The 14401-nt window shown below is 36.2% G+C and carries 13 protein-coding genes and 1 pseudogene; 8 read left to right on the forward strand and 6 right to left on the reverse strand.

Features of this window, described 5'->3' with window-relative positions; genetic code table 11:
• Positions 1–131: 131 nt before the first annotated feature.
• The 8 genes from AYS37_RS08675 to AYS37_RS07000 all read left to right on the forward strand — a co-directional run bounded on the left by AYS37_RS08675 (position 132) and on the right by AYS37_RS07000 (position 8697).
• Positions 132–278: a hypothetical protein gene (locus AYS37_RS08675; RefSeq protein WP_001157188.1), complete on the forward strand. Its 147-nt coding sequence runs from the start codon at positions 132–134 to the stop codon at positions 276–278.
• On the forward strand, positions 271–1287 hold the full coding sequence (locus AYS37_RS06970; protein ID WP_001061508.1) for an ArdC-like ssDNA-binding domain-containing protein: 1017 nt from the start codon (positions 271–273) through the stop codon (positions 1285–1287). The genes AYS37_RS08675 and AYS37_RS06970 overlap by 8 nt, the downstream gene beginning before the upstream one ends.
• Positions 1288–1293: 6 nt before the next feature.
• Positions 1294–2676, forward strand: a complete 1383-nt coding sequence (locus AYS37_RS06975) for a hypothetical protein (RefSeq protein WP_000565633.1) — start codon at positions 1294–1296, stop codon at positions 2674–2676.
• On the forward strand, positions 2676–4943 hold the full coding sequence (locus tag AYS37_RS06980) for a hypothetical protein (RefSeq protein WP_000795740.1): 2268 nt from the start codon (positions 2676–2678) through the stop codon (positions 4941–4943). The genes AYS37_RS06975 and AYS37_RS06980 overlap by 1 nt, the downstream gene beginning before the upstream one ends.
• A 3-nt stretch (positions 4944–4946) precedes the next feature.
• On the forward strand, positions 4947–6347 hold the full coding sequence (locus tag AYS37_RS06985; RefSeq protein WP_000645640.1) for a hypothetical protein: 1401 nt from the start codon (positions 4947–4949) through the stop codon (positions 6345–6347).
• Positions 6348–6398: 51 nt separating this feature from the next.
• Positions 6399–6677, forward strand: a complete 279-nt coding sequence (locus AYS37_RS06990; RefSeq protein ID WP_000477191.1) for a hypothetical protein — start codon at positions 6399–6401, stop codon at positions 6675–6677.
• 1 nt (position 6678) lies between these two features.
• Positions 6679–7941, forward strand: coding sequence for a type IV secretion system protein (locus AYS37_RS06995; protein WP_000729941.1), 1263 nt, complete (start codon positions 6679–6681; stop codon positions 7939–7941).
• A gap of 72 nt (positions 7942–8013) precedes the next feature.
• Positions 8014–8697, forward strand: a complete 684-nt coding sequence (locus tag AYS37_RS07000) for a hypothetical protein (RefSeq protein WP_001153486.1) — start codon at positions 8014–8016, stop codon at positions 8695–8697.
• 80 nt (positions 8698–8777) lie between these two features.
• On the opposite strand, the pseudogene AYS37_RS08915 reads toward AYS37_RS07000, so the two are convergent.
• The 6 genes and pseudogenes from AYS37_RS08915 to AYS37_RS07030 all read right to left on the reverse strand — a co-directional run bounded on the left by AYS37_RS08915 (position 8778) and on the right by AYS37_RS07030 (position 14397).
• A pseudogene (locus tag AYS37_RS08915) lies at positions 8778–9850 on the reverse strand (tyrosine-type recombinase/integrase).
• Between the two features lie 214 nt (positions 9851–10064).
• Complete coding sequence (locus AYS37_RS07010; RefSeq protein ID WP_001147713.1) at positions 10065–12188, reverse strand: HsdM family class I SAM-dependent methyltransferase; 2124 nt, start codon at positions 12186–12188, stop codon at positions 10065–10067.
• Between the two features lie 32 nt (positions 12189–12220).
• Positions 12221–12796 carry a ComF family protein gene (locus AYS37_RS07015; RefSeq protein ID WP_001203548.1) on the reverse strand — a complete coding sequence of 192 codons (576 nt, stop codon included), beginning with the start codon at positions 12794–12796 and terminating at the stop codon, positions 12221–12223.
• Complete coding sequence (gene tmk, locus AYS37_RS07020; RefSeq protein WP_000289717.1) at positions 12784–13359, reverse strand: dTMP kinase; 576 nt, start codon at positions 13357–13359, stop codon at positions 12784–12786. The genes AYS37_RS07015 and tmk overlap by 13 nt, the downstream gene beginning before the upstream one ends.
• A gap of 1 nt (position 13360) precedes the next feature.
• Entirely contained in the window at positions 13361–13834 is a 474-nt protein-coding gene (gene coaD / locus AYS37_RS07025) for a pantetheine-phosphate adenylyltransferase (protein ID WP_001169246.1), read from the reverse strand.
• Positions 13834–14397 carry a UbiX family flavin prenyltransferase gene (locus AYS37_RS07030; protein WP_000780102.1) on the reverse strand — a complete coding sequence of 188 codons (564 nt, stop codon included), beginning with the start codon at positions 14395–14397 and terminating at the stop codon, positions 13834–13836. Before AYS37_RS07030 ends, coaD begins: the two co-directional genes overlap by 1 nt.
• Positions 14398–14401 lie beyond the last annotated feature (4 nt).

The following is a 14401-nucleotide window of genomic DNA, read 5'->3' on the forward strand; positions in this document are numbered from 1 at the left end:
AAACCAAATTTGAGAAATAAAGAAACGCACATTTTTTTCAAAATTAGAGCATTTTTTAAAATCCATGTGCCTTTTTTCGTTTACCTTACTTATGGCAAGTTTTTTCTCATCAATATTTTTAAGGAGCTATTATGCAAGAAAATGAAAACACATTAAAACAAGACGCTTTCTATGAAGCTGGGTTTTGCGATGAATTGAGCATAGAAACCCAACACGAAGAATACATTGCTCAAAGAGATTTTGCAAAATCTAACCCACAAGGAGAAGAATATGAATAATCTTAACAACTTAAGCGATGCACAAATCAATGGCATGATTGATTATTTGCAAAACATCTTATTAGAAAGGGGAGGGCTTAAGCAAGAGCCACCACAAAATTCAAACTATTCACACAATTCAGAAGAAGATAAGGCGCAAAAAACACCCAATCAACCAGATAATTCAGAAAGCAAAGAAGCTTTACTTAAAGCTAAATCCGGTCAAATCAATTATCTTAAAACAAGGATTATTCAAGGTTTGAAAGAAAAAAACTCGCCTTTTTGGGACAAACCTGAAATAGTGGCTAACAAAGAAAGAGGACATAACGCTTTAAACGGCGAACCTTATTGCAATCTTAACGACATGCTTTTAGATATGGAAAAGAACCGCTTGGGATTTAAAAGTAATGCATGGGTGAGTTTAGATGAAGCTAAAATGCTTGGAGCGAGCAAAGAAGAAAGAGATGCGATTTTTAAAGCCACTCAAGATAAGGAAATCTCGCCTGTTCGTTTGATGTTTATCAAAAACAAAGAGCTTGTGCCTTTAGTGGATAATAATGGCGAATTAGTGATTGATAAAAACACTAAAAAACCTAAACACAAGCAGTTTCCTGTCATTGAAAATGGTCAAAAGGTGTTCAAACCTGCCTACAGAGACATTGAGCCCCAAGCGCAATTCAAGTTTGTTTATAATGTAGAAATGTTTCCAAGCATTAACAAGGAAAAAATCAAACCTTTAAACTTGGACAAGCTCTCAAACTATGCCTATAAGACTAGGCTCTTCCATCAAAAAGATTATTCGCAAGAAAAAAGAGACAAGACAAACATTATTTACGAAGACTTGCATAAAGATTTGTCTCCAGATAACAGGAATGAAGCTTTATTGGAAAGAATGCGTAGCTACACTCTGCTTAAAAATGAAAAATACAATCAATTAGCAAATGAAACAAAGCAACAAACCCAAACGCGCTCTCAATCTCAAAGCTATTATCAAAAGAAAAATAAAGCTTCTAGCGGTATTGAAAGGTAACTCATCATGATAGATAAAGCAAGAAAAAACTTAAAAGACCTTAAAAGCATTTTTCTGTATTGGTATGAGATGTTTGGTTCTAATGATAAGTCTAAAGACATGATGAAAGCCTTTATGAAAGATTTGGCTTTCGCTAAAAATAAAAATGAGATGATAAAAGCCCAAGATAACGAGTTGGTCAAAGAATTCATGCAAGAGTTAAACAGCCTCTCTTTTAAAGAGCAACTAGAGTTTTATCAGACCAATAGAGATTATGATCCCAGCCTTGACAATGATGAAAACTCAAGCGAATTATTAAACGCATTCATTGGATCTTTAGAAAAATTAGAAAAACAAGAGATTGCTCCTATTAGAGATCAAAAAAGAGAAAGCGGATTGCAAAACAATGAATATAATAAGGAAAACGGCGAACTTGTTCCCCTTGACAAAAAAGAAGCTTCAAAAGAAGAAGAACTGGAAAGCAAGGAAAAAGAATCAAAAGAGACACTGGGTTTTAACCACTCTTTAGGCGTTAATGTTTTAAGGAGTCGCGTTGAAGAAGCTAAAAATCATTTTAATGAAAAAGAAAAAGGCTCTAACAAGCGATTTAGCGATAAGGAATTTAAAAAATTTCTAAAAGACAGAGCTAAAAACGGCATGACTAATGAAGAAATGCAAGTGCTTTTATTGATAATCAACAACAAAAAAGGTAATCTAAGACCTAGTCATAAGGAATTTTTACAAGAATGCCTAATAGAAGCGGTTTTGCACAATAAAAATATCAATAAGACCACTGAGTATGCCATTAGAAACAATATCGCACACTTGCCCATCAATAAAACAGAAGGTTTTTTAGTTAGAACTTATAATCATTCATTGGGAATTTTTAATGAAAATATTGCTGAAAAACTTAAAATACCTAAAAAAGAAAAAGAAATACTACAGCCTTTAAATGCAAACGAAGAACAAGCTTTAAACACCGCTTTAGAAAACAATGAAATAGACGCAAGAACTTTCAAATCATGGGAGTTTGGAAGCAAAGAAAACGCCTCTATGAGTGAAGAATTAACACAAAATAATTCTAAATTATCTCATTTTAATGAAAATAGCACCACTCAAAATAATGTAGGACAAAATAATGTAAAAGAGCCTAACAATAAAACCAATAACTCTAAACAAAATCATTCGCTTTCAAATTCGGATCTAACTTCAAATACTGACTACAACAAGCTTGTAGCGGACATGTTTGAAAATCAAATGGACGCTAATGGCAATTATGTTGGCAAAAAATTTAGCACACAAGCTTACAACAGCAAAACTCCCTATAAAGTCGCTACCGGTAATGCTAGTGAGCGTAGCGCTTATTTGTATTCAAAAAAACTAACCAAAAATGTTGGAATGGAGCGCTAATGAAAAATCAACACAAAAATCCCCCAACAAAAGCTTTAATAAAGGAGCAAAAACAAATGAAAACTTATCCATATACCCATTTTTTATTTTTCTGCTTTATTCTAGGAGCGTTTTTATTAGGTTTGCTTAGTCCAGCTTATGCTTTGAGTATTATCACCACTAAAGAAATTGACGCTAATTTGCCTAATGGAGCGATAGAAAGCAGGGTGGTGTTAGGCAAGAGGGTGTTTAAAGTAGAAGCTCATGGGTTTTATTTTAGAAACAATGCAACTAACAGCATAGATATAGAAATCACCAGTCTTTTAAGAGACAATCAATCGTTTCCTTTGACTAGTAGCGCTAAAACCAGTTTAAAAATACCTCCTAACGCCAAGATTAAAAAATCCACTATCCTTGTTTTAAAGGGCGAGAATGCTGAAGAAGTAGCTAAGATTTTAGGTATTAGCAAAGAAGAATACCAAAAGCTAGAAAACACCGCTCAAACCAAAGCGACCAATGACCCTATGTACGCTAACACGCCTTTTAGTAATGGCTCTGATAGTTCCGCTTACGATAACAATCCTAATAGCCCTAGCAATAACGCTATCAATGGTAAAGATGGTGCAAATGGGAGTAACGGCTATGGGATAAATGGCAACGATGGGATAAATGGGAGCAGTGGGAGTAATGGGAATAATTCAAATAATAATGCAATAGGCAGTGGTATTGATACAGATGGCGTGTTAGGGGTGGATGGGGTGAATGGATCTAACTCTTCAAGCGGTGGCTCTGTAGGGGGTTATGAGAATAATTTCACTAATCATGGCTCTACTAACAATAACACAGGAGGGTATGACAATTTTAATAATAATAGCTCAAGTGGTGGGAGTTTAGGGAATGGGGGGCTTTTCCCTATTCCTTTTGGTAATGGCGACACAAACAATTCCAATAATCCCACTAACACCACTAGCCCAACTAATGGCAGTAGTTCTAATAACGCCACCAATCCTAGTTCGCAAGAAAACAATTACTCCAGCCAGTATTGTAAAGCGCCAGAGTTAAGCCCCAACAACACGATGAAACTAGATGTTATCGCTAAAGATGGCTCTTGTATTTCTATGAACGCTTTAAGAGATGACACTAAATGCGCTTATAGATACGATTTTGAAGCCGGTAAAGCCATCAAGCAAACGCAATACTACTATGTAGACAGGGAAAATAAAACGCAAAATATCGGTGGTTGTGTGGATTTACAAGGCGCTCAATACGCCATGCAACTTTACAAAGATGACAGCAAATGCACCTTACAAACCACGAGCGATAAAGGTTATGGTATGGGGAAAACGCAAACCTTTCAAACTGAAATCGTGTTTCGTGGGATGGATAATTTAATCCATGTCGCTGTGCCTTGCAGCGATTATGCAAGGGTGCAAGACAGGATTGTTAGGTATGAAAAAAACGATAAAACCCAAACCTTAACGCCCATAGTAGATCAATATTACAATGATCCCAGCAATCCTAACAAGCAAGAGATTTTAAATCGTGGGATTGCCACCCAATTAAGCTCGCAATATCAAGAATTTGCATGCGGTCAATGGGAATACAATGACGCTAAATTAGAAGCCAAAAGACCTACAATGCTAAAAAGCTATAACAAGCTTAATGGCGAATGGGTAGAAGTTACGCCTTGTAATTTTGAAGCAGGGATTAAAAGCGGTGCGGTTGTTAGCCCTTATGTGATGGGTGTGTCCAGCTCTAAAGTCTTAAGCGATATTACTACAAGCCATTATTTTAGGATAGAAAGGAAAAATTATGGTGAGAGAGAACAATGCCAAAAACCTTATGGAGTCAATCGTTGCCAACCGCAATATTTCCATACTGATCCTAGTATCACTGATTGGAGCGCCACTTACAAAACCACTACCACTCAAACCACTCAACCTTATTTGCGCCCAGCCCAAGATAATGAAAGCCCCACAACCTACAATCTTATCACCACTCAAACCACCATCAACAGGACTCAAAGCGTTTTGAAAAACGAATTGCATTTGAGTAATGATTATTTGAAGTATGTAGAAATCCATCAAGGCTATTACAAGGATAATGATCTTAAACAATCGCAAGGCTATATTGATTGGTCCAATTACTACCTCAATCAGAATGAAGGCTTTTGCTCTCAATACAGCATTTGGAGTGAAAGCACAAAAATTGGTAAGAATTGGTATCATTGGCGTGATAATAAAATTTCTTGCGCTCAAAGACTGATTTATAGACCTTTTCAAGGATAAGGCATGAAAGCGTTAAAGACTTTTTTAAAAAAATCCTTTATTTTGTTATTGGCGGTTGCTTTAAACCACTTAAACGCTGTGGCTATGATTGTAGATAATCCTACGCAGAACGCTTGGAATGGTGCTAAAAGAGCATGGGATGAAAGCAAGTGGGCTAAACATTTAGCCACTATCACTGAAAGGATCAAGCTCGCTCAAGACACATTAGATAGGGCTAATCAGACTCTTAATTCCATCAACAAAGTGAATGATGTTTTGAACAAAACCAATCAATTTCTAACAGGCAGTATTTTAAGCGTCCCCAATCCCATGCAGTATGTAGAAAAAACCCAAAGTTTTGCCAAACAAGTTCAAGACAACGCTGAAAGGATCAAAGAAAATGCACAAAACTATGATATACGCAATCAAATTGCAGCCAAACGCATCTCTGAAAAATGCCCTGAACTCAATTGGGATGTCAGTCAGGACGCAAGTCCTACAGAGAAAAACTTACACCAATTTTTCACGAGCAAGGGGAAAGAAAGCGCTAACACAAAGGCTCTAAAGGATTTTGCTAACGCCATAGGCAACACTCAAATCAGCACGGCGAACGATTTAGGAGCTGGACTTAGAGGCAGAGCCTTATTAGAATACATTTGCATTCAAAAAGGCAATTTAGAAGCGGCTAAAAAAATCCAATTATTAGACAGCCAAATGACTTTAGCTCTACTCAATAACGACTATACGGCCTATGAAAAACTTAGAGCTGAAAAAGAAGAATTAAAAAGACAAATCGCTTCAAATGTGTATGCTAAAGTCAAACAGCTTGCTGTAGCTTCCCAAGATAGAGCGTTTAGTCAAATGGATAATGAGTTGGGTGTTAAAACTTTTGGGTTTAACGATGAGAATGTTAAAAAAGGTTATTGCAAAAAAGAAAACAGAAATGGCAAAAGCGAATGCATCCCTAACATGCTCAATGTTAATCGCTTAAAAGCACAATTTGATGAGCTCAATTTAGATTATAGTAGGGATATTGCTGGTAAAAAAGGTGAAGCAGCCGCTAAAGTGTTCAATGACTACAAACACCGATTCCAGCAATTAAGCGTAGAAACTGCTTTAGAAATCGCTCAAAATTTAAGCTTCATGAATAAGACACTGGGTTTGATGGCACAAATGCAAAGCTATGCATTCAAGCAACAAATGGGCTATTTTGAAGATATTATTCCTACTGACGCTCTAAAAGATAACAAAGAGCATCAAGAAAATCTTAAACAAAAACAACAAGAAATAGAAAAAGTCTATAGGGCTAAATTGGACGCTTATGGTTTCCCTAATGGTAGTGTAGGAAAGGCAAGTGGCGTGAATTCAAATAGTAATAATGAAGCTCCAAGCTCTGATAATATCCAGTCGTTTAATCCGTATTGAAATAAGGGTTATTGTGTTAAAATTAGTCAAATATTTTAAAAAGGATTTTTTATGTTTAAAAGCAGATTAAATTCATGGATTTTATTAGGGATTTTAGGGATTTTAGTGGTGGTTTTTTGGGATGTTATAAAATACAGAATAGAAGATTTAAAACATGCTCATTATCTATCACAAGTGAAAGAAAGGGAAGAATATTATAAAAACCATATAGAAGAAGCTTTGAAAAAGGATAGCGAATGCTTTGAAAAAGGAGGTGATAAAGTGGATTGCTCGGCTGCTATGAGAATAGCTGCTGGTGAAAGAAATAGAAGAATGTTGGAGATTAAATAACATGGCCGCTCCACTACTTGCCTTGCCGTTTCTTTCTAATCCTTTAGTGCTTGGTGCTTTAGCTGTCATAGGAACGGGTGCTTACTTATTTTACAATAAGCAAGATTCTTTAGTTGTGCAAGCAGATGGGCTTTACAGCGAGATTCTTGGGTTTTTCATTTCGTTTTCTAACAAGATCTTGAAGGGAATTGGCGAGCCTTTAGCCAATGTTGTCCAACCTTTTGGTATGGTCTTAGGAGTGCTTTTGATCCTTTTATACTCCTTCAAGCACTATCAAAACAATGATTTATTTGAAATCAAAACCTTTTTGATGCTTTTTGTATTTGTTGGATATCTTTCTTTGTATCATTACGCTTTTAAATCTGATGGTTCTAGTAGCGGTAATGGTCGCTCTAGTTTTGCCTTTCAAAATCATGTAACAGAAATTTTTGACACGCCTGCTAACTTGCTAAATGCTGGGATTTCTAATGTAATTAAGGAATATCAAACAAATAGTGCAAGAGAACACAAGAATATAGACACGCACCACAGCATCACTAACGCTAATATTTCATTCCATGTCAGACAAATTTTGACGAGTTTGAATAAATTATATGAAGACTTCACAATTAATAATGGACTATCGCCAAAAACTCTTATTGCAGCTGTTTTGTTATTGGTTATTTTAGGATTAGAATTGTTTTTGTTATTCAAAGTTTTCTGTTATGTTTTTATGACTTATTTAGAAAAAATTATTTACTTGTCTTTGGTTATTTTCATGCTACCGCTAGGGTTTTTTCAGCAGACTAGAGGTTTTTTAGTGTCTTATGTGAAAAAGATTATTTCATTGACTTTTTACATGCCTTTATTGTTGCTATTAGTGTTATTCAACTCTTTTGCATTACAATACGCAATCAAAGTGGGAGGGAGCAATGAAATAGTGGTTAAATTTGGCATTATTGTAGTAATAGGAATTTCACTGACTTTCATTCAAAAAATCCCCGAAATGATTAACGCTATCTTTGGCACACAAGGTGGTCTAACGGATGCTAAAAGCTTCATATATCAAGGTGTGCAAATGGCTAGTGCTGGAGCTGGAGCCATAGCTGGAAGTCTTAAGAGTGCGGGTCGTTCAGCGTTTGGCAGAACGCTAGAAGCTTATAAAGACGCAAAATCTACGATAAACAGCACTACGGCTAACATGAGAGACATGCCAGGACATCCTGGTGTTAGAGTAGGTGTGGAGACGATTGAACTTCCCAAGTCTCATAGAGCTAGCAAATGATAAAGGCCATTTTAGGGCAATTTTTGAAAATTATTTTTAGTGATAATTTTTCAAAAAACCTTAAGAGAAATCATGCAAGATTTACAACATTTCAAAAATGATATTGCACTCATTTTATCTAGAGAAAGATTAGATACTTACGATAGCCTAGAGCAATACAAAGAAAATTTGAAACTCATTTCTTTCATCACGCCTAAAATCTCTAGCTTAGAAATTTATTTACGCAACGCTTTAGATTATTGTTTAACCCAAATCAAAGGGAGTGATTGGGTATTTAGTGAAAATTCTTTAACAAATTTAATTAACGAGCAAAAAGAAAAGAAAAAAGAAATCACGCATTCTTTGATTTTATCTAAAATGTCTTTAGGGGCAGTGATTAAGCTTATTTTTTGTTATAAATTAGAGGGGGTAATATTAGATTTAAAGCGCATCAATTTCAAATCCTATTACCCCAATAATAAAAATGCATTATTTATCAACAATAAAAAAAATCCATTATCTAGTGCCTCAAAGGTTCATATTGCTTTAAACTTGCTATGGACGATTAGAAATCGCGCGTATCATTGGGAAAACTTACTCAAAACCAAACCAAACAACCGCCCACGCATTACGACTTATTTCACTGGGTTAAAAGACAATGATAGGGCAAAAATGCCTATGAATATAAGTGTAGAACCAAGTAAAATCGTCTTGTTTTTAGATGATTTAATTAAAAGCATTGGGAATAAAGACTTGGAAAATTTAAGTGGTTTGTGAAAAGGTGGGCTTCGGTTAGCCCATTGAATGTAGATACATTATAACTCAAAAATCAAAATAAATCAAGATTTCTTAAAAGCTTACTCGCTTTTTTCATTTTTTAACAATCCTTTTAACACAAGAGCCACTTTTTTATTGTGTTCTTGAGTGGTATGGATATAGATTTTAGTAGAAAGCAAAGAACTATGTCCCAACGCTCTTGAAGTTAAAACCAAATCCTGTGTTTCATCATAAATAAAAGTGGCAAAACTATGCCTAAAAAGATGCAAACCTAATCCATAAGATTTTACATCAATATTAGAGAGCTTAAAAATTTTAGCGATAAAGCTCTTTAAAGAGCAAGTTTTTTGCGTGGTGTTGTTTTTGCTTTTTTAAACACAAAACGCCCCTTAAAACTCTTTAATCGTTTAGTATCGCTTAGCCACGCATTCAAAGGAACTTGCAAAAACTCTTTTTCAATATAAGCGTATCTCTCTTTGTTGTTTTTGCCTTTGATTAAAAGGCGGTAGTGGTTATTTTCTAAAGCAATGTTTTTTAGCTCCAAATCTAAGGCTTCAAACTTCCTTAACCCCCCTAATGCAATAAGCAGTAAAATACACTGATTGCGTTTTTCAAAACTGGTTTTGGGACGGTATTTTAGAAGAGCTTGAATAAAAGCCTTAAAATCATTTTTATTCAAATGTTTAGGCAAATGCATTTCTTTCTTGGCAAACGATAGATTTTTAAGTTCAAAATCAAAGCTATAGTTTCTTTTTCTGTCTAAATAATCAAAGAATTGTCTTAAATACATCACATATTTAGCCATAGAGCTTGGCTTCCTGTTTTTGGCTAATCCAAATAAGAAGTCTATAACTTGTTCTTCTGCTAGATTGTGCAAGGATTTGAGCTTAATCCTATTATCAAAATATTCAAAGAACAAAAACAAGCCTTGCATCATAATCGTATGCCTAATACCTTGATTATAAAGCTTGCGATTGAGTTCTTTCAATGCGATAAGACTTTGGCACTCTAAAACTCTATCCTGCCATTTTAAGACCAATTGTAAATCATTCACGCTTTGAATGCGTATCATTGTTTTAAGCTTATGGTGTAAAAATGACTTAATATTATTAAACAATTCTCTACTAACCCTACTCATTTTACAATCACTCATCTCTTTCTCCCTTAATTATTTTTAATCCATAAAAATCATCTTGTAGGGTTAAGAATGAGACTTTTTTCGCAACAATAACGAAGTAAAATGCCGTTAATAGCCTAAAAATTTAAGATTATTTTAAGCTTTTGAGCTCCCATGAATACGATAATTAAACAGAAAGCGGAAAAAATTTTCCATATAATTATATTGTAATAAAGGGAAAGAAGTTTTTTTAATAAGTAATATTAGACATGTAGTTATTAGTGTTTTCAAAAAAAAGAAAGGATAAAGGAAAAATAGAAAAAAGAATGTGAGCTTTAATTGAAAATAAAGCATTCTTTAAGATTAGTTTTGTAGATTTTTGGTATAATAACAGAGTAATCGTTTTGTAGATTAGATTTAGCTTAAAAATTACATTCTTTTGGTGCGCTTCAAAATTAAAGTCTTTAGCATGTTTGTTTTCGTGCGGCTTAGCGATAAAATCTTCAATATAGATTGTTTTTAAATCGCCCCACAGCTCTTTAGAAACCTTAGCGTTTAAGCCGGCTTTGTAAATTTTAATGATTTCTTCGTAGCGTTTGGTGGGGTTAGAGGTTTCATTTAAGCCTCTTTTGGTGCGCTTGAAGCCGTCGTTTCTAAAGTCTATGAATTTAACGGGCTTTTCATAATCGTGCGGCTCATGGGCTTTAAAAATATAAACGCTGGTTTGCGCCCAGGCTTGAGGCATGAATAAATCGGTGGGCATTTTAATACTCGCTAAAAGCGAATGTTTTTTTAAAATTTCAACATTGGATTTTAAAGCTTGCCCACTCCCTGCGCTATCTTGGATAATGATCGCTCCTAAGCCGCCTTTTTGCATATACTCTAACCCAAACTTGATAAAAGGCATGCCGTTTTCTTCGTAGCTAAAAGGAGGGTTCAATAAAAGGATATTGGGTTTAAAATCTTCATAAATCTTTTTACTGGTTTCAAAAGTGTTGCCTTTGATGATTAGGCTTGATCCATCGCCTCTTAAAATCATGTTAGTGGTGGCTAGCGAAAACATTTCAGCGTTAAGCTCCACGCCTAAAAGTTGCGTGGTTTTTGCGTTTTTGATTTTTTCGTTCGCTTTAGTGGTGTTTTTACCATAGGTTTTTTCAATGTCTTCAATCATTAGCACCATAGAAGAAATTAAAAAGCCCGCGCTCCCTGCGGCCAAATCCATCACAAAAGACTTCGCATTAACCCCTAAAAGTTCGCTCATCATTTTAGTTACATAAGGCGGGGTTAAAACAATGCCCAATTCCTTACCATCCCCTAAAGCGTATTTTAAAAATTCGCTATAAAGTTCGCCCATGATGTCTAAATGACCGGTATTGTCGCTTTCATTAATGGGCTTATGGACAAACTCATAAAGAAAGGTAAAAATTTGCTTAGTGATGCTTGAATCTTTTTCTAAAAGCATGCTGATGGCTTTATCCAGGCTCGTTTCTTTATCGCGCTGCGGGTCTTTACTGATTTCTTTAAAACTAGCGAGCATCAGATCTCGTTTTTCTTCGCTCAAGTTTTTGGTTTTTAAAAATTCGCTGATTTGGTTAAACACTAAAACGCCATCACGGCTAGTGTCGGTTACTTCGCCTTTTAAATCGCTTGGTTTTAAGCCCCCTTTTTTGCCCTTAATTTCTTGCATGGATAAAAGCATGCCGCTCACGTATAGCACGCACTGAGGCGCTGTGATGTTGTGGTTATGCATAAGGCGGTTGAGTTTTTTAGCGGTTTCGTTCAACTCGGCTTTGGTTTTGATTAAGATGAGGTGTTTTTCTTCTTCAGTGAGCGTGCATTCTTTATAAAAAGCGTTAAACGATTCTTGATTTTCTAAAAAATGCAGGTTTTTAGCGTTAGTGAGCTTGTGCGAATTGATCCCGCTTGCAAAAACATAATACACTTCTATCAAAAGGTTTTCTTCATCATCGCCGGCGATGCCTATGGCGATACATTCTTTATATTTTTCTTTGTCTCTTAAGATGTTTTGAGCGTAGTGTAAAGCCCCATTCACGGCGTATTTTGAAATGGAATTGTCATCGTTTTGCAACGCGCTGTTTTTGAGCTTTTTTAAATTTTTAGCGTAGAGTTTGTTTTCTATGATTACAGGGATAACGCTCTCTTTATTTTTAGGGTGCGTGTATCTTTCTAAGCTAAAATCTGGCTCGCCATAAGAAGTTTTATCTTTGGTTTTACTCGCATTCAAAAGGGCGTTTTTAAGGCTAGGACTCATTTGGCTTTTAACATTAAAATCCGTATTTTTCATAAGCCCTAAATTGGTCAATTCTTTTTTGACATAGTCATCAACATCATCTTCTAACCGAAAAGCTTGCATGGTTTTATCCTTTTAAAAAATAAAATTATAACTCATTCATCCGCGCTGCAAAGCGCGATCGCAAAGTGCGCTTTAATGTTTAAAGCTTTAAGGTATTTTAGGGCTTCTTTTAGGGTGGTGCCGGTGGTGATAATGTCATCTAATAAAAAATAATCTAAATTCTCATCGCCTTTGAAAGTGAAATCCCGTGGGTTGTTAGTGCGAAATTCTAAGCTTTTCCCGGCATACGAAACAGCATTATTAGCCCTTAAACGCCCGTAAGTGGGTTTTAAATTGCCTTGACAAAAGCCTTTTAAAAGCGCGGCTGAATGCGAGTAAAAGGATTTGATTTTATCATCAATGGCGATGCCATAAAGGGGAATATTCAAGCCTTGTTCTTGCAGGATTTTCACAAATTCCGTTCCGGCTTTTTGAGAAAGCAAGGGCAAAATGCGAGATCCAATCAGCGCGTATTTGCTTTTAATGAGCTCTTCTATTTCGCTATAAGCGTAAAAACTATACACGCTCACGCCCTCTAAAACCCTTACTTTTAAGCTTAAGGGCAAATCGTTCAAGCAATTTTTGCAAAGGGGTTTGAAAGAAAGCTTCAAACAGGTTAAACAACGCATTTTATAAAAGCGGCGATTTTCTCGTGCAAGTTTTTAACGCTTTCTTTGGCGTTTAGTTCCAAAACTTCGCACCCGAATTTTTCTTGTAACGCATAAGCGTGAGTTTTGAGCTTTTGCTGGATGGTGAGTAATTTCTCTGTGCCTTGGTTTTCTATTTTGTCTAAACTTTTAAGGCTTAAGCGCTGTTTTAAGCCCTCTTCATCTATCACTAAAAGAACGATTTTTGTAGGCAAGATGCTTTGAGTGGCAAGCAGGTTTAATTCCAAGCTTGAAAACTCGCTATAAGCCATGCCAGAGATTAAACTCCTGTCGCTAATGATGAGTCTTTTTTCTTTCAATGCCGGTTTTATCACGCTTTCTGTATGCTCAGCCCTATCGCTTAAAAACAAAAACGCTCTAGCCAATTCGCTAATATTTTCATTTAAAGCGATACGCCTTAAACTCTCGCCCATTCTTGTCCCCCCTGGCTCTTTGGTAAAAAGGGCGTTTTTAAACCTGGTTTTTAATAATTCTACTTGAGTGCTTTTGCCCGCGCCATCAACGCCTTCTAACACCACATACATTTTAAGCCTTTGAAATCAAAGGATAAATTTCTTTAGGCACTAAATGGCTCGCATCGCCCTTATGCGCGATAATGGATCGCACGATAGAAGAGCTTATGAAAGCGTTTTGCAAAGTGGGCATGAAATACAAGGTTTCTAATTCGTGGTTTAAGGATTTGTTCGCATAGCCCATTTGCAATTCGTATTCAAAATCGCTCACCACCCTTAAGCCCCTAACTAACACCTTACAATGATACTCTTTAGCCAGGTTGGCTAACAGCCCTTCAAACGCCACGCATTCTACATTTGTAAAACTTTTAGTGGCGAGTTGCATCATTTTTAAGCGCTCATCTAAACTAAACATGGGGTTTTTAGCGCTTGAGTGCGCCACAGCGACAATGAGCTTTTCAAACAATTCGCTGGATCGATGGATAATGTCTATATGCCCGTTAGTGACCGGATCAAAAGTGCCTGGGTAAATGCCGATTTTTTGCATCAGTTCATTCCCCATCGTGGGTATAAGTCATTTTCTATCCCCAAGCTGTCAAACCACTTCCCCACTAAAAAATCTTGCATCGCTTCTAAAGTCTTGCTCTGGGTGTAATAAGTCATCACCGGCGGCGCGATGATCGCATTAGAATGGGCGAGTTTGAGCAAATTTTCCAACATGATAGCGCTTAAAGGCATTTCTCTAGGGACAATGAGTAAGGGGCGCTTTTCTTTAAGCATCACAGAGGCACTCCTAGAGATCAAATCCCCCCCAAAGCCATGCGCAATTTTAGCCACCATGTCCATGCTCGCCGGAATGATCGCCATTTTATGGATGCCATAACTCCCTGAGGCGATGCTCGCATGAATGTCTTGCTCGTTAAAAAAAGTCGCGCCAGGCCGTAAATCTTTCATGGCGTTTTTAAGGTTGATATTCGATTCTTCTAACGCCACGACATGTGCGTTTTTAGACGCCACGACAAAAACTTCAATTTCTTTGGGTAATTTCTCTAAAAACCGCAAGGCTAGGGGTATCCCGCTCGCCCCGCTGATGCCTAAAACTAATTTCATGAAT

Source organism: Helicobacter pylori NQ4053, from assembly GCF_000274605.1.
GTDB lineage: Bacteria > Campylobacterota > Campylobacteria > Campylobacterales > Helicobacteraceae > Helicobacter > Helicobacter pylori_CV.